This is a genomic window from Gryllotalpicola reticulitermitis (assembly GCF_042651345.1).
Classification (GTDB): Bacteria; Actinomycetota; Actinomycetes; order Actinomycetales; family Microbacteriaceae; genus Gryllotalpicola; species Gryllotalpicola reticulitermitis.
This window is the reverse complement of the sequence record NZ_JBHSCN010000005.1, coordinates 220,463-235,909: the sequence shown is the minus strand read 5'-3', so window position 1 is coordinate 235,909 and position 15,447 is coordinate 220,463. Positions and strand designations below refer to the sequence as shown.

The window sequence follows — 15,447 nt, the reverse complement described above, 5'->3', positions numbered from 1 at the left end:
GGGGTGTCACTTTCGGGGAATTCTACGGGCCGCTGGAACAAGCTGAGCAAGGCGTTCGGCGCGTTCCTCGGGCTGAGTCTTCTCGCCGGGGTCCTCGTCGGGGCGCTGCTCGCACCGGCTGCGATCGCGGGCACCACGGTGACCAAGCAGGGCGTCGAAGCGTTCAATTCGCTTCCCGATTACCTCAAGATCGAGCCGCCCGACCAGTACACGTCGTTCTATGCGACGAAGGGCGGTCAGCCGGTCAAGATCGCCCAGTTCTACTTCCAGAACCGCGTCGATGTGAAGTGGAATCAGGTCTCGCAGTACGTCAAAGATGCTGCCGTGTCTACGGAAGACCCGCGCTTCTACAGTGAGGGCGGCATCGACGTGCTCGGCATTCTGCGCGGTGCCGCGAGTACCGTCTCGGGTAATGGCGTGCAGGGCGGCTCGTCGATCACCCAGCAATACGTGAAGAACGTGCTCGTACAGCGCTGCGAAGCCGATTACCCCGTCGACGCGAATGCGCCGACGAAGACCCGCGACGCACAGCAGACCAAGCTCGACACGTGCTACTCGGACGCAGCCGGCCAGACGGTGCCGCGCAAGATCCAGGAGATCCGTTACGCCACGGGCGTCGCGAAGCAGTACCCCAAGAACGACATTCTGCTCGGCTACCTGAACCTCGTCGGGTTCGGTGGCCAGGTCTACGGCGTCGAGGCCGCCGCCAAGTACTACTTCAACACGACGGCCGCGAAGCTCACGCTGAACGAGTCGGCGACGCTCGTCGCCATCCTCAACAACCCGGCGAACCTGCGTATCGACCAGACCGCCAAGACCAATGTGAGCAGCAACCCGAGCAACGGGTTCAAGGCCACCAAGGACCGGCGCAACTATGTGCTCGAGCGCATGGTCAAGGAGCACAAAATCACGGCATCCGTTGCTGCCGCGACCGAGAAGCAGCCGATCACGCCGCACATCACGCCGACGCCGAGCGGGTGTCAGTCGGCCCAGCAATACGACGCCGGCTTCTTCTGCAGCTACGTGCAGCAGACCGTTCTGAACAACTCGGCCTTCGGCAAGACGGCCGCCGACCGCCAGGCCTTGTTCCGTCAGGGCGGCATCAACGTCTACACGACGCTCGACCTCGACCTGCAGAACACGGCCCAGGCGTCGATGGACTCGTACCTGCCGCACAGCGACCCCGCGCTCGACCTCGGCGGCGCACAGACCTCGATGGAGGTCGGCACGGGCAAGGTCGTGACGATGGTCGAGAACAAGACGTATAGCGAGTCGCCTGATCCGCCCGCGGGGTCGACGTCTGTCAACTACGTGACCCCGTCGCCGTATGGCGGCTCGATCGGATTCCAGATGGGGTCGAGCTTCAAACCATTTGTGCTCGCCGACTGGCTCGAGAACGGCCATACCCTTTACCAGGGCATCAACGGCACGAGCATGTGGTTCAACAACTCGAGCTTCAAGAGTACGTGTGGTTCGAACGCGCCATATTCCGATAGCGGTACGTTCCAGGTCTACAACGACACGAGTTCGGAGTACGGGTACCACACGGTGCTCGACGGCACGACTCAGTCGATCAACACGATCTACATGAATATGGCCGAGCAGCTCAACCTGTGCGACGTGCACCAGCTCGCAAAGAAGATGGGCGTCGACTCGGGCAATCCCTCCACCCCGTGGTTCACCGGGCCCTCGAGCGCGATCGGCAGTGGTAACGACGTATCGCCGCTGCAGGTGGCACAGGCATACGCGGCGTTCGCCAACGGCGGTACCAGCTGCACGCCGATCGTGATCAACAGCATCACTCGTGTCGACACGGGCGCCTCGGTTCCCGTGCCGAAGACCACGTGCACGAAGGCGATCCCGACTGACGTCGCGAACGCCGTGCTGTACGCGCTCAAGACGGTCATGACGAGTGGCACGGGCATTCTCGGCAACCCGAACGACGGCGTGCCGCTCGCCGGAAAGACCGGTACCGCGGGTGTGAACGGCAACGCCGGCGCGACCCAGAACTGGATCGCGACGACCACGTCGAAGGTCGCCCAGGTGACGTGGGTCGGCAACGTCGAGGGCACGGTCGGTCTGCGCAACCAGTACTTCACCAATTCGCAGACGGGCCAGGTCATCAACGGCGGCGACGCGAAGCTGATCATCGCGCGGCCGATCATCGCAGCGCTCAACGCGAAGTACGGCGGCGCCCAGTTCGGGGCTCCCCCGGCAAGCCTGCTCTACGGCGGCACCTCCCAAGCGCCGGTGACCACGCCGCAGTTCACCGTTCCGACGGTGCCCACGGCTCCGACCACGACGGCTCCGACCACCGCGCCGACGCAGCCGCAGCCGCAGACCACGACTCAGCCGGCGGCGCCCCCCGCCCCGGTGGTGACGCCCCCGGCCCAGTCGGCGCCGCCGGCGCCGGCGCAGTCGCCGCCACCGACGATCCCGGCGCCGGGGCCGACCGCGACGCAATAGCGTCGGCGTCGGCAGCCTGGCGATCGGCGCAGCCGGCCGTTTGACCGGTTCGGAGCATCAGCCGACGTCAGGTAGACTGGCTGAGGCCTTCGGGCCACCGGGGTATAGCGCAGCTTGGTAGCGCGCCTCGTTCGGGACGAGGAGGTCGCAGGTTCAAATCCTGTTACCCCGACCGGTGTGATGTCTTAGGACATCGGAAGCCCCCGAACTCACAGAACGTGGGTTCGGGGGTTTTGTTTTGGCTGCCCGGAATGGACGCGCGAGCCGTTCGTGCCGAAGGGCGAGAAAGCCTCAATTATGAGTCTGCCAAAGAAATACCCAGTGCGCCACAAGTGATTTTCGGATGCGTGGTGCACCCGCGCCCCCTAAGCACTAGTTTCATCCCATGGCACGCGCGAAATCCTCCCGAGCACAGTTGCTCGACGCAATCTTTGAAGAGATGAACGTCATCACCCGACGGGGCACCGCACGGGCCCGCCGACTCGCCGCGCCGCTCAGTTACGTCGAGCACTCGCTGCTGCAATACATCGGATCGACGAAAGGGTGCCGCGCCACTGACGTCGCGAACTCCTTTCACCTCAACCGCTCAACGGTGTCGCGTCAGGTCTCGGCTCTGCTCGATCACGGTCTCGTCGAATACGCCGAGCGCACGGAAGACTCGCACCACCGGGGCCGCGAACTGCGGCTGACGAAGCTCGGCAAGGAGCGACTGACGAGCGCTCGCGGCGAGCAGCGGAAGGCGTCGTTCGAGCGGCTCGCCGACTGGAGCGAGGACGAGCTCTCGACCTTCGCCGCGCTACTCGACCGCTACAACTCGAAAGAGCCGGACGTCAAATAGCCCCACGCGCGAGGTCCCGCACGACCTCGAGGGAATGCCGACGGCCCTCGGCGCTCGCACCGGACGGCTGCAACATCAGCTCATCGACGCCGGTCGACTCGAGCAGCGACTCGAGCTGTGCGCGCACCTCGTCGGGCGACCCGATGGCCTGGCGCGAGTTGCGGTGCGAGATGAAGTCGAGCTCGAGGGGCGAGTACTCGTAGGCGAGGGCCTCGTCGACGGAGACCGGTTCGGGCTTGAGACCGCGGCGCAACCGCAGGAACGAGAGTGAGCCGGGCAGCATCTCGCGGCGAACGGCCTCGGGTGAGGCATCCGCTATCACTGACACCGCGAGCATCGAGTGCGGCGCGGACAAGAAATCGGATGCCTGGAACGACTCGCGGTACAGCTGCAGCGCCGCCTCGGTGTTGTCCCCGGAGAAGTGGTGCGCGAACGCGAACGGCAGGCCGAGCAGGCCGGCGAGCTGCGCTGAGAATCCCGACGAGCCGAGCAGCCAGATCTCAGGCGCGTCGCCGAGGCCGGGTACAGCGAGCAGCTGCGACATGGGGTTGTTCGGCGACATGTTGCCGTGGAAGAAGCCGATGAGGTCCTGTAGTTCCTGCGGGAATCCGGAGGCGTCGAGGCCCTCGGGCGTGCGGCGCAGCGCGAGCGCGGTGACGCCGTCGGTGCCGGGGGCGCGGCCGATGCCGAGGTCGATGCGGTCGCCGTAGAGGGCGTGCAGGGTGCCGAACTGCTCTGCGACGACGAGCGGGGCGTGGTTCGGCAGCATCACGCCGCCGGACCCGACCCGCAGCTTCTCGGTCGCGGCGGCGACGGCGCCGATCAGGACCGCAGGCGATGACGAGGCGATGCCCGGCATGCCGTGGTGCTCGGCGAACCAGTAGCGACCGTAGCCGAGCGACTCGGCGTGCTGCGCGAGCTCGATCGAGCCGCGCACTGCGTCTGCGTTGCTCTGCCCGTACCCTCGCCACGCGAGATCGAGAACATTGAGGGGCACGTCGGTGAGCGCAGTCATGTTGGGTGCAACCGAGGGCGATGCGATCGGATTCCCGCGAGCACGGCTCCCCCGCGACAGCCGCGTGCGGGCGCGAGAAAGGGGCGAAGCCTTTCGGCTCCGCCCCTTTCTCAGTTCAGCGTGACTTAGGCGTTGTCGCCCTGACGCTTGCGGCTGATCTGACGAACCGCGATCGCGCCGCCACCAAGGGCGACGAGGCCGACGGCACCCCAGACGGTGGCCAGCGAGATGTAGGTACCGGTCGTGGCCAGGCCCGTGGTGGACGTGGTCGTCGTGGTGGTGGTGGTCGCGGCAGCCGCAATGGTGACGGTGGCGCTGTCACCAGCAGGGTCCTGCGCGGTCAGGGTGATCGGCGCGGTGGCGTCGGTCGGAACGGTCCCCGACAGGGTCGTGCCGCCGTTGGCGTTCGCCGACCCGGTGGCCGTTGCGGTCGCGGAGTGGAACACAGCCGCGGTCACGTCGGTCGGGACCGGGCCCGTGCTCGAGATGCTGATGTTGAGCGTCGAGTTGGCGATGAACGTACCGTTGGCGATGACAAGGTTGAACGTTCCGCCGGGTCCAACGTTCACCGTGTAGGTGGTCGGAACATTGGGCGTGTAGGTCGCAGCGTTGGCAGCGGCCGGAACGGCGAACAGCGCGCCAGCGACGAGCGCGGAGGCTGCAACAGCCTTGGTGAGCTTCTTCATGTGGTGGGACCCCCTGGTGGTCTGTGGCGTATCTGATTTTTGGGTTGTGATGCGACCCTTTCAGCGGCGCCTTCCGCAGGGAAGAACGACGACAGCAAAAGCGGGTCGGCACTGCTGTACACCAGCGACTATACGTGCCTGAATATGAACTGGGAAGCGCGAGTTGTGAAGCGCACGTAAATTATTCACTCAGAATTGGGCCAAAAACCGCGGAATTCCGCGGAAGTCGCTCCAAGCAGCTGCACTAGACGGCCGAATATTTTGCCCCGTTCGGGGGTCGCCTGTGAACGATGATGACACCCGAACTGAAACATTCAGCCCCGCGCGCGCCGCCGCACGATGTTAGCGAGCAAGGCGATAATGCCGACGATTATGAACAGCCCGGCGAGCCAGACGATCCATAACGCGATATTGGCGCCGGTCCAATTGAGCGAGTTTCGGCTCTTACTCGGAATGGTCATCGAACCGGACACGCTGTGACCGTCGGGGGTCGACACCGACACGTTGTACACGCCGGTCGCCCCCGAGGCGAAGACCAGGTTGAAGGTGACCGAGCCCGCGGCATCCGTCTTGCCGACCGCGAGGTTCGCGGTCTGCGTCTTCGGCGACCCCGAGATCGGCCCCAGTGCCGGCGCGGGCCCACGGCCGGAGACCAGCGCCGTCACCTTCGCATTCGCCCCGAGCCCGTTGATCGTGACCCGGTTCGTGCCAGGGTGCGCCATCACCGAGAACGTACCCGGCGACGCAGGCGGGTAGGACGCCGCCTGAGCGGCGAGAGGGGTGGCGAAGCCGATGACGCTGGCGAGCCCGAGGGCGGCGAGAACGCGCGCGAAAGGCCGTCGGAAGATCACTTGAGCACCGTCGCACATTCAAAGCGCCCCGTCGAGATCGACACGGGATTGATTTGGGGGGTCACGTCTGCGGCGGCCGTGCCGGTCTGCCCCTTCTTCGAGTTGAAGAGGAGGCGCACAGTGCTGCTCTGTCCGGCCTTAAGGTCAATCGTGTATTGGGCAACGTCTCGGTCGCCGTCTCTCACGTACTTGACGGGCTGCGCGGCGCCTGTGCTCGTGAACGCGTTTCCAAACTCGACCCCAGGCGAACCATAGACCGTGACCTGAGTGCGCATCGTGCCGACCGGCACTCCATACTGGCCACCACCGCTGACATATGCCGGAAGAGAGCCAGCCTTCGACGGTACGACACCATTCTTCAAAGTGAGTTGAACGACGTACAGCGGGCCGTCGGGCTGGCAGGTGATATGACCAAGGCTCACCGACGTGTGGAGGTAATAGTCCATCTTTGACCCGGTCCCGTCCGCAAGGTACACACCGAACCGCTGCTCTCCCGGACCGGAGCGTGCTGGGCCACCCGACAGCGTCGTTTGAGCGAGCTTCGTCTGTTCGGCCGGCTGAGAACTCCACACGTTCAGGCGGTGCTCATCGCCAATGTGAGTGAAAGCCGTCAACATCGCGCTGGGCGCAAAATCCCCGCTGGTGACTTTTGCGAAGATAGCATTCGTCGCGGCACCAAAGAATTGATCCTGCGTCGGGGGCGAGCTGAACCGGGAGTAGACATCGGAAAGCAGAGTCGTGACCACGTTCTGCGCCGTCAGCTGAGTGTCAAACGATGTTCCCTGGCCGAACGTGACCGCCCCGGTCGCCTCAAGAATGTATTTGAGTGCCACGGGGTCAATGCTGATCACGCCGTCGACGCTCTGACCATACTTTTGCTTCCACATCGCGGCGGCCAGTTGCGCAGTCTGATCGAAGTGGGGGGTCAACGTAACGTCCTGCATGTACTCGCCAGTAATCTGAGTGAACAACAGGTTGGTCGGACGGGCGAGCTCTGTGATCGGCGCGTTGTAGGGCCCGAAGGACCCGTCAGACGCTTGCTGATCGAAGGTGATCTTCCCTCGATTCGCCGTGATGTGCACGACCGAGCCGGGAATGCCGCCGCTGGCGCGGAGTTCGGCGTTGTTCAGCACAAGTAAGAGATATGTGCGCGGTCCGTTCTGGCCCAACATGCCTGGCAGCAGATCCGACGCACGAGATGCAGCGTCCGTCAGCTTCGCGACCTCATCAATCTTTCCTTGGTACTGAGTCACGGCATTAGCCAGGGGCGCCACGACACCCTTAGTCGAGAGCGAAGCCGCCATCGCCGCCCCGGACTGGACCGCGGTGTTCGCTTTAGAGAGCGCCGGAGCAGCATCGGCCAAAGGTTTTAGGTCGATCGCACCGTTGTTCGGCTTCAAAGCGCCACCGGAGAGCTCACCCGAGATGCTCGCCACAGAATCGAGGCCACCGCCGGTCACGGTCGCCGCACTTGCGGCAACTCCACTCAGCGCACGCATGTTCGGGCCAAGCCACGGTGTTGTCTCAACCACGCGCCATACCGGGTCATCGGTCAGAGAGTGCGCCTTGTCCGCTCGTTCGCGGAGATCGCCGATACCGGTGGCGGCTGCACTCGAATCACCGCCCAAGACGGCCGTCTGAATGCGGGTGGCCGCTGGAAGGGCCACGCGCAGGTCGTTGGCAGCGAGCAGGCCCCGGACACCGACCCAAGCCGCAATCGCGACGAGGACCAGCACGACGAAGAGGACGATCCACCCCCACCTCACCCGCCGTTCACGGCGTACTCGACGCGGACGATGGTCGGCGGCGGCTGTCGACATGCGCCCCATCTAAGCAGAGGGTTCCGTGAGGGCCTCCGGAAACGAGCCCACAACGCGATGAAGGCTGCCCGCGGCGCGGGCAGCCTTCATCGGTGCCGGAATCAGAGGTTGGCGCGGTTCCTGCGGCGGGTGATGGTCCGCATGACGAGGAAACCGCCACCGAGGGCGACGAGTCCGACGGCACCCCACACGGTCGCGAGCGAAATGTAGGTGCCCGACTGTGCGAGGGTCGCAGAGTCGACCGCCTTGACCGACGACGTGGTTGTTGCCGTGGACGGCACCGCGATCGTCTGCGACAACGAGGTACCAGCGCTGTCGGTAACCGTGGCGTTCAATGTCTGGCCCGCGAGGTCCTTGGCGCCGGCCGCCTTGAGCTGCGCGTTGAGCGAGCCGTCGGCGGCAGCGGTCCCGAGGGTCAGGCTGCCGGAGTCGCTGGCCTCGAACGTTCCGAAGAACGAGAAGCCACCGAAGCCGGTGATCCACACGTGCACGATCGCGTGGGGGTGGAAGGTGTGGGCCGGGAAGATGAACGGGAACCACCAGAACCCACCGTGCCAGAACGGGTGGTGGTGCTGAACGGGAGGCTTCGGCGGCTTCGTCGGCGGGTACGCCGGCTTGGTGGGCTTCGGCTTCGGCTTGGGCGCCGGCCTGTGGTTGCCGTAGCCGTAGGAGTGGTAGTCGCTGATCGCGCGCGCCGCCACAACTGACTGAGTGGCTGAAGCCGGGGCGACGGGCGTCGCGCTGGCCGCGAGAGGAACCCCGAGTGCGAGCGAGAGGCCGACGGCGATCGAGAGAGTCGCCTTGAGTGTCTTGTGCATGAGCTGTCCTATTCCGCAGGTCGGTGTGGCTTAGGTCAATTGCGTGCGTGTTTCCACTACGCGGCCCGGCCTCCGACTGCGCGAACGAACGCACAGGTGTTGCCCCTTTGTGTTGCCATAAGTGCCGGAGGTCGGTCCGGACGAGGCTCAGATTAGTCACGCCCGGGACGAGCGCAACCCTTGTTTACATACTTTTCACGTGCCCCGGTTGGGGGGCGACGCTCGGGGGCGGAGCGCCGCGACATCGGCTTCAACCATCCGCCGGACAATCTCGTTGAATCCAACCGTGGGGCCCCATCCGTATGTCTCACGGATCTTGGACGCATCGCCTCGGAGATCTGCCGCGTCCGCGGGTCGTTGAAGCGCGGGATCAGTGTCGACGTGTGAACGCCAATCGGCGATTCCCGCAGAGTCAAACGCCGCGCGTACAAAGTCCTCGATTGTGTGCGACTCACCCGTCGCGACAACGAAGTCGCCCGCGACATCACCGGTCGCGATGCGCGCTATCGCATCAGCATAGTCGGGCGCCCAACCCCAATCCCGCCTGATGGTGAGGTCGCCGAGAGTCACTGACGACTGGAGGCCGGCCTTGATCCGAGCCGCCGCGAGTGTGATCTTCCGCGTCACGAATTGCTCGGGCCGTCTCGGTGACTCGTGGTTGTAAAGGATCACGCTCGAGGCCGACAGGCCCGCCTTGCGGTACGCACCGGCGAGTAGGTGCGCGTAGGCTTTCGACGCACCGTACGGATTAACCGGAGCAATTGGCGTCAGCTCATTCTGTGGGTTCATCAGCGCGTCCCCGAAGATCTCGGCGCTTGAGGCCTGAACGAACGACACTGGCTCCCCCCTTTGCTGCTGCAACTGATATGCCCCGTCAAGTAGTGCCGCTACGGCAAGCCCATTGATTTCGGCCGTGAGCATGGGTTCTCGCCAACTCGCAGCGACTGAGCTCAGAGCCGCAAGGTTGATGATTACGCTCGGCGACACATCAGTGAGAATCGGGCCGATTCGCGAAGAATCCATCAAGTCGCCGGTATGGAACTCGACGCCTAGACCGACCAGCGACGCAGGCCTATCGCCTTCACGTGCAAGAGCGTGCACCTGCCAGCCGCGGTGAACCAAGTTCTCCACCAGATAGCTTCCGGTCTGCCCGGTGGCGCCAGTAACGAATGCGGTAGACATGTCGGGACCTACTTCACGTTGGGCTTCTCGCGGTCGAGATCCGCGTCGACCATCATCTCGACGAGGTGCTTGAACGAGACGCTAGGCGTCCACCCAAGCTGCTCCCGCGCCTTGGCCGAGTCACCGATCAGCAGGTCGACCTCAGCAGGCCGCAAGAACTGTGGGTCTTGGTGGACGTGTTTCTCCCAATCAGAAATTCCGACGTGGTTGAACGCAATGTCAAGGTATTCACGCACCGGGTGCGTCTCACCAGTTGAGACGACATAGTCGCTCGCTTCATCCTGTTGCAACATGCGCCACATCGCGTCGACGTAGTCCCCTGCGAATCCCCAGTCTCGCTTTGCATCGAGGTTGCCAAGCGAAACCCTGTCTTGCAACCCGAGCGAAATGCGCGCGACAGCTCGGCTGATCTTGCGGGTCACGAACTCCGGCCCGCGCAAGGGCGATTCGTGATTAAAGAGGATCCCGCTCGACGCGTGCATGCCGTACGACTCGCGGTAGTTGATTGTCATGTAGTGGCCGTAGACCTTTGCGACGCCGTAGGGCGAGCGCGGCCACAGAAGCGTGGTCTCCCTTTGTGGGACTTCTTGCACGCGCCCAAACATTTCCGAGCTCGAGGCCTGATAAAACCGTACTTTGGACGCATCGTCGTGTGCGTAAAGGCGGATCGCTTCCAACATGTTGAGGACGCCAAGGCCCGTCACTTGACTCGTGAGCTGCGCGTTGTCCCACGAATAGGCAACGAATGAGATTGCGCCCAAGTTGTATACCTCGTCGGGCCGAGCCACATCGAGGGCGCGTAAGAGGCTCGATTGATCAAGCAGGTCTCCAGTAACGACCCTCACCTCAGGCGCCCAGGCTCTAATGACGTCGAGCTTGGGATTGTTCTGTCCACGAACCAGGCCGAAGACCTCGTAGCCCTTCGACAGCAGCAGTCGGCTCAGATACATGCCGTCTTGTCCAGTGACACCGGTAATCAGCGCGCGCGGCATATGCCCTCCGATTTGATCTGACACACAATAAGCAATTGAACTGTACTGACATTCCGGTCCGATGCCGCCCGTCGTCAACGAGCTAGAGCTCATGGTCTACCGACCGGCGGCTTTGGTGGCGTGCCGCGGATTGACGACGGGCCCAAGACCACCTTCGGCACTTATCACTTGCGCCGCGGTCCTGACGAGAGCCCGGACCAGGCGCATATCAGCGGACAGCGGCTCCCGGGTCGCCTAACATGAACGGGTGCTCCAAGGCTCACCTCAACCAGCCGCGTCCGCGCGCCTCCTACGCGCGAGCAATCACGCCGCCGCAGCATCGGTCCGCCCGAGAGGCACGCTCTCGGCGTCGGCTGCGCTGATCGTGATTATCATCTTCTGCCTAGTCTTCTCAGGGTTCGTCAACCTGGTTAGGCCAAACGGGCCATATCCGGCAACTTTCATCACGGACGGCGGCTCAGGCTTGCTCCTGATAGGTGCCATCTTGTCCGCGGCGCGCAACCGCGGCGAATCGGTTCGGCTCTATGGCTGGATGCAGGCAATATTATTGGTCGTAGTAACCTTTGCTGCGTTGTTTCTTGCGAGTACGGAATCCTTCGGAAACAAGGTAGTTAGTTGGCGCTCCCAGATTGGCTATGGCCTCGTTGCCATCGCAGTTTGCCTTATCGTCAGGAACTTCTGGAACGCTCAGTTCATATTGCGAGTAGTTCGATGGACGACGGCAGCGATCGCCGCCTTTGGAATTCTGCAGTTTGTGTTGCGCAGCCACTTGCCGTCATGGTTACTAACTCCCGTTGACTCCGGGGAATATACCTACTACGGTACGAACATCGTTCGAGCGAACGGCCTCGTCGGCAACACCATCGTATACAGCGTGCTAATGCTTCTGGCATTCGCCATTAGCGCTGCCGCTTTGGCCTTTCGGCCAAGTTGGCCGAAATTCTGGCTCAGCGCCCTTTACGTCGCCGCAATTGTCGTCTCATTCTCGCGAGCGAGCATCGTGGGCGCTGTGATTGTCGCAGCCGCGACCGCTGGCGTGTACGCGTTGCGTCGCGGTGTTTCTGCCGTGCTGCCCGCGATCATTTTTGGCACCGTGTTGGTTTCGACCGCAGCGCTTGCGCTTCTGGCTAACTCCTCAATCAGCGCGAGCCTTCAGAATTCATTCCTCATCAGTGGCCTGTTCGGCGGCGGTAACGTGGGCGTGCAGAACTCGACCGCCTTGCATGCGTTGAATGTTCAATACGGTCTCGAGGCGTTTTCCAGAAGCCCGTGGATTGGGCTTGGGGTGGCGACGCAGAGTCAGACGTCCGCATATGCCGCGGATAATGCAGTGATTACCGACGGCGCCTTCTGGTCACTAATGGCGCAGGGAGGAGTCGTCCTGCTTGCCGCTTATGGCCTTCTCTTTGCCGTCCTCGGCGCGTTCCTCCTTCGGTCCAGCACCTCAGCATCACGTGATGTTGAGGGGCGCGCGCTAGCGTGCGGGCTTCTCATTTTTCTGGTCGTCGCAGCGCTTTTTCTCTCGCTCGTGGATTCCGCATTTTTTGGCAAGGCTGTCTATCTCCTATTTTGGATATTGATTGGGCTGGTCCCATCGGCCAGTCAGCCGCGAGAAGAGGGGCAATTGTGACCAGAAAGGCTGATGGGCGGTCGTTATCTGACGTTGCACGCGGCGTACTCGGCCCGTTTCGCGCCCGGGTTCGAATTGCATACGACCCAGTGCGGTTTGCCCGTACCATTGGCGTGGCAGTGGGTGACGACTGCCGGCTGCTGGATATTGATCCGTTGACGTTCGGGAGTGAGCCGCATCTAATCTCGCTCGGCAACCGCGTTACCGTGACCGCCGGGGTTCGATTCATCACGCACGATGGCGCGGCGTGGGTGCTCCGGAAATCTCACCCAGGGATTGGCGTTTACGGGCCGATTTCCGTGGGAAACAACGTCTTTATCGGGTTCAACGCCCTCATTCTGCCGGACGTACATATCGGCGACGACTCCATCGTCGCGGCCGGAGCCGTCGTCACTCGCGACGTACCAAGCGGCGCCGTCGTCGGCGGTGTCCCGGCGCGTGTCTTGAGCCGCATCACCGACTATGAGGCTCGCGCGCTAGCCAAGGCCGAGCTGAACACCGCAGTAGCCGACCGCAGATGAAACCGTTCTCGGGCTGAGACGTCTCTCCGTCCCTCATACTCCGCGGAACAGCGGATGCCGACGTTGGCGGCCCAACCGAGTGCGCGCGCAGATAGACGAGCTCTTCCGGAGTCCGCGCCGACAGCAACCGTCGCGCTCCGCCTGGTATGCATTGAAACGCATCACTCCTCGACCGTCCACGAAATCAGTGCGGGACGACAACGAAAGGCCGCACCCCGGCGCACCCCGCGAGATCGAGTAAGAACGAGTCGGCGGCGGGCGGTCGCGCCGCCGACCGGGAATCCGTTAGCTTGGTGACGGCGCCGCTCCGCGCGATTAGACGCGTCGATAACGTTGCGTCCAAACATCCGGCGCCCTTGCCGCTCGCAACAGCACCTACCCGCGCCTCATATCGAGAGTCGAACCATCGTGATCGCACCAGAAACACAACCGCAGGCTTCTTCGACCAGAATTCCGCGTGTCATTCACTACTGTTGGTTCGGTGGACGGCCGTTGCCGGACTTCGCGCAAAGATGCCTCGACAGTTGGCGCGAAGCTCTGCCCGAGTACCGCATCCAGCGTTGGGACGAGTCAAACTGGGACGTATCTAGGCACCCGTACTCGGCACGCGCTTACGCACTCAAGAGGTACGCGTTCGTGAGCGACCTATGCCGCCTGGATGTGCTCGCCAAGCACGGCGGAATCTACCTTGATACCGACGTCGTTGTCTTCAAGAGTTTCGATCCCTTGTTGTCCTACTCCGCGTTCTTGGGGATGATGTACTCCGACAGCATTGGGACGGCAGTGATGGCGTCAACCAAGGACTCCGAGCTCATAACGAGCATACTTGCTCGATATGATTCGTTGCTACTCGGCGATCATCCGAATAATGACGTAGTTACTCGACACCTTGTAGAGTCTTACCCGAGTTTTGTCCTGGGGAACCACAACCAGAGTTTGCCGGGGGGCATTGCCATTTTCGATCGCTGGCATTTCGAGCGGTTTAGCAGTCAGACTGGCCGCTCGTACGCCCAGCACCTGGTCGCAAATTCCTGGCACGACACGCCCAGTCGTAAGATTGGGCCACTGGCCCACCCGGAGTCTGGGCCCGGCATCCTTACTGCCACGCTCCGCGAGCGCGTCGGAAATCTGCGGACTATCCCGAAGGCGGCGATGTTTCGCACCTACGTCAGTCATAAGCTGAGATTCAAACGTGCTGTCCCTCTAGAGCAAACGAGGTAACCGGCCAGTCGCCGACGACTCCCTCGCTAAGCGATGCGACCCGCACCTCGCTCTCGGGGTGCGTGGCCCCTCTGAGTGCTCGGAAAACGTACGAACCCACCACACCGTGCAACCAATGCCACGCTGGCCCCGAGCTACGCGCATCGCGCAGGTCCAGGAGCGGGTGGGGGCGGCACCGTTCCTGCTGCTCGACCACGACGCACTGCACGCAACTGCCGATCCGCGCTCACAGTTAACAAGGAGTAATCTCTGCGGCCTAGATGCCGCGCGCCTCCCGAACCCACCCGTACTGGAGGCGCAGCCCACTGGCAATGTCGACCTGTGGCTCCCATTCGAGGTACTTGCGCGCTCGCTCAGTTGAGCCACCGGTCCTATAAACATCCCCGACGACGGGCGCGCCGAATGACACACGGAGGTCGCGCTCGACCATGCTCCGGATCTCGTCGATTACCTCTTTCACGGATACCGCCGAGCCTCCGGAAAGATTGATTACGCATCCGGCCGGCACATCCATGTAGGACGAACGAATATTCGCCTCGACGATGTCACTAATGAAAGTGAACTCGCGAACCTGACTTCCGTCGCCATATATCTGAATCTCAGTCCCCTCGGTAGCCGCAGTGAGAAACTTTGTGAACGCCATGTCCGGACGTTGGCCGGGCCCGTACACCGTAAAATAGCGAAGGGAAACGACCGGGACCGAGTATGCCTGCGCATATAGACTGCACAAATGCTCCGCTGCCAACTTGGTTACACCATAAGGGCTCTTGGGACCGGGGCGGTCCGACTCATCTGTAGGGTAGCGCTCGGCATCTCCGTATACAGACGACGACGATGCGTAAACAAACCGAGAGAGTGCTCGGTCCATCCTGGTAACCGCCTCTAGAAGTAGCTGAGTGGCTTCAATATTATCGTGCGTATAGGTTGAAAATGAGTTCCCCCAAGAACTACGCACACCGGGCTGCCCGGCTTCATGAAACACAACATCGACACCTTGAAGCAGCTCGTCCAAGTTGAGCGAGCAGATGTCACCCCGCACCAAGGAGAAGTTCGGCTGAGCCAGCAGACCACGAACGTTGCGCTCCTTTAGCGCAGGGTCGTAGTAGTCGCGGAACGCGTCCACACCGACCACTGTATTCGCGGCATCGCTAAGCAGCCTGGTGCAGAGATTGCTACCGACGAATCCGGCCGCGCCGGTGACTAGATACTTCATGCGATCCTTGCAGCTTGAGGATGACAGTTGGAGCGGGCGCCCATGCGTGCGACGCATTGTGGTCTACGCTAGAGCATCTCCAATCTCGAGCGCTAAAGAAGCATGCTCATGCCGGGCGTTCCGCGCCTGTCCCGGGGCCCTTGGCCGGAACTGGCGGCTCAGCGTTCACTTGCACGTGCGCTTGTTAAAAGAGG

The 15,447-nt window shown here is 62.7% G+C and carries 13 protein-coding genes and 1 tRNA gene; 6 read left to right on the top strand and 8 right to left on the bottom strand.

Translation table 11 applies throughout. The features are described 5' to 3' along the window. Positions 1–3 precede the first annotated feature (3 nt). From ACFOYW_RS08235 to ACFOYW_RS08225, 3 genes are all read left to right on the top strand, one after another. The gene (locus ACFOYW_RS08235) at positions 4–2,466 is read left to right on the top strand and encodes a transglycosylase domain-containing protein (protein WP_390228381.1); all 2,463 of its coding nucleotides are present in this window, start codon (positions 4–6) and stop codon (positions 2,464–2,466) included. A 98-nt stretch (positions 2,467–2,564) separates the two neighbouring features. Next, a tRNA-Pro gene (locus tag ACFOYW_RS08230) sits at positions 2,565–2,638 on the top strand. 213 nt (positions 2,639–2,851) lie between these two features. Further along, positions 2,852–3,304: a MarR family winged helix-turn-helix transcriptional regulator gene (locus ACFOYW_RS08225; RefSeq protein ID WP_390228380.1), complete on the top strand. Its 453-nt coding sequence runs from the start codon at positions 2,852–2,854 to the stop codon at positions 3,302–3,304. Here the strand turns inward: ACFOYW_RS08225 and ACFOYW_RS08220 are convergent. The 7 genes from ACFOYW_RS08220 to ACFOYW_RS08190 form a co-directional block, all read right to left on the bottom strand. Next, the gene (locus ACFOYW_RS08220; RefSeq protein WP_390228379.1) at positions 3,297–4,319 is read right to left on the bottom strand and encodes an LLM class flavin-dependent oxidoreductase; all 1,023 of its coding nucleotides are present in this window, start codon (positions 4,317–4,319) and stop codon (positions 3,297–3,299) included. The genes ACFOYW_RS08225 and ACFOYW_RS08220 overlap by 8 nt on opposite strands. Positions 4,320–4,444: 125 nt before the next feature. Continuing rightward, the gene (locus tag ACFOYW_RS08215; RefSeq protein WP_390228377.1) at positions 4,445–5,005 is read right to left on the bottom strand and encodes a hypothetical protein; all 561 of its coding nucleotides are present in this window, start codon (positions 5,003–5,005) and stop codon (positions 4,445–4,447) included. A gap of 314 nt (positions 5,006–5,319) precedes the next feature. Then, the gene (locus ACFOYW_RS08210; protein ID WP_390228375.1) at positions 5,320–5,856 is read right to left on the bottom strand and encodes a hypothetical protein; all 537 of its coding nucleotides are present in this window, start codon (positions 5,854–5,856) and stop codon (positions 5,320–5,322) included. Then, positions 5,853–7,676: a DUF4012 domain-containing protein gene (locus ACFOYW_RS08205; RefSeq protein ID WP_390228374.1), complete on the bottom strand. Its 1,824-nt coding sequence runs from the start codon at positions 7,674–7,676 to the stop codon at positions 5,853–5,855. The genes ACFOYW_RS08210 and ACFOYW_RS08205 overlap by 4 nt, the downstream gene beginning before the upstream one ends. A gap of 101 nt (positions 7,677–7,777) precedes the next feature. Further along, positions 7,778–8,494, bottom strand: coding sequence for a hypothetical protein (locus tag ACFOYW_RS08200; RefSeq protein ID WP_390228373.1), 717 nt, complete (start codon positions 8,492–8,494; stop codon positions 7,778–7,780). A gap of 195 nt (positions 8,495–8,689) precedes the next feature. After that, positions 8,690–9,676, bottom strand: coding sequence for a GDP-mannose 4,6-dehydratase (locus ACFOYW_RS08195; protein ID WP_390228372.1), 987 nt, complete (start codon positions 9,674–9,676; stop codon positions 8,690–8,692). Positions 9,677–9,684: 8 nt separating this feature from the next. Further along, positions 9,685–10,668, bottom strand: a complete 984-nt coding sequence (locus tag ACFOYW_RS08190; RefSeq protein ID WP_390228370.1) for a GDP-mannose 4,6-dehydratase — start codon at positions 10,666–10,668, stop codon at positions 9,685–9,687. A gap of 247 nt (positions 10,669–10,915) precedes the next feature. On the opposite strand from ACFOYW_RS08190, the gene ACFOYW_RS08185 reads away from it, so the two are divergent. The 3 genes from ACFOYW_RS08185 (at position 10,916) to ACFOYW_RS08175 (ending at position 14,040) form a co-directional block, all read left to right on the top strand. After that, a complete protein-coding gene (locus ACFOYW_RS08185) occupies positions 10,916–12,298 on the top strand; it encodes a hypothetical protein (RefSeq protein WP_390228368.1) in 1,383 nt (460 codons plus the stop codon). 113 nt (positions 12,299–12,411) lie between these two features. Beyond that, complete coding sequence (locus ACFOYW_RS08180) at positions 12,412–12,819, top strand: acyltransferase (RefSeq protein WP_390228367.1); 408 nt, start codon at positions 12,412–12,414, stop codon at positions 12,817–12,819. A 408-nt stretch (positions 12,820–13,227) separates the two neighbouring features. Further along, positions 13,228–14,040 carry a glycosyltransferase family 32 protein gene (locus ACFOYW_RS08175; protein WP_390228366.1) on the top strand — a complete coding sequence of 271 codons (813 nt, stop codon included), beginning with the start codon at positions 13,228–13,230 and terminating at the stop codon, positions 14,038–14,040. A gap of 256 nt (positions 14,041–14,296) precedes the next feature. Here the strand turns inward: ACFOYW_RS08175 and ACFOYW_RS08170 are convergent, their stop codons facing one another. Further along, on the bottom strand, positions 14,297–15,253 hold the full coding sequence (locus ACFOYW_RS08170; protein WP_390228365.1) for an NAD-dependent epimerase/dehydratase family protein: 957 nt from the start codon (positions 15,251–15,253) through the stop codon (positions 14,297–14,299). Positions 15,254–15,447 lie beyond the last annotated feature (194 nt).

Bases quoted from the DNA above. Each gene is read 5' to 3' on its own strand.
- ACFOYW_RS08225 (WP_390228380.1), top strand. From the start codon at position 2,852: ATGGCACGCGCGAAATCCTCCCGAGCACAGTTGCTCGACGCAATCTTT.
- ACFOYW_RS08220 (WP_390228379.1), bottom strand. From the start codon at position 4,319: ATGACTGCGCTCACCGACGTGCCCCTCAATGTTCTCGATCTCGCGTGG.
- ACFOYW_RS08215 (WP_390228377.1), bottom strand. From the start codon at position 5,005: ATGAAGAAGCTCACCAAGGCTGTTGCAGCCTCCGCGCTCGTCGCTGGC.
- ACFOYW_RS08205 (WP_390228374.1), bottom strand. From the start codon at position 7,676: ATGTCGACAGCCGCCGCCGACCATCGTCCGCGTCGAGTACGCCGTGAA.
- ACFOYW_RS08200 (WP_390228373.1), bottom strand. From the start codon at position 8,494: ATGCACAAGACACTCAAGGCGACTCTCTCGATCGCCGTCGGCCTCTCG.
- ACFOYW_RS08195 (WP_390228372.1), bottom strand. From the start codon at position 9,676: ATGTCTACCGCATTCGTTACTGGCGCCACCGGGCAGACCGGAAGCTAT.
- ACFOYW_RS08190 (WP_390228370.1), bottom strand. From the start codon at position 10,668: ATGCCGCGCGCGCTGATTACCGGTGTCACTGGACAAGACGGCATGTAT.
- ACFOYW_RS08170 (WP_390228365.1), bottom strand. From the start codon at position 15,253: ATGAAGTATCTAGTCACCGGCGCGGCCGGATTCGTCGGTAGCAATCTC.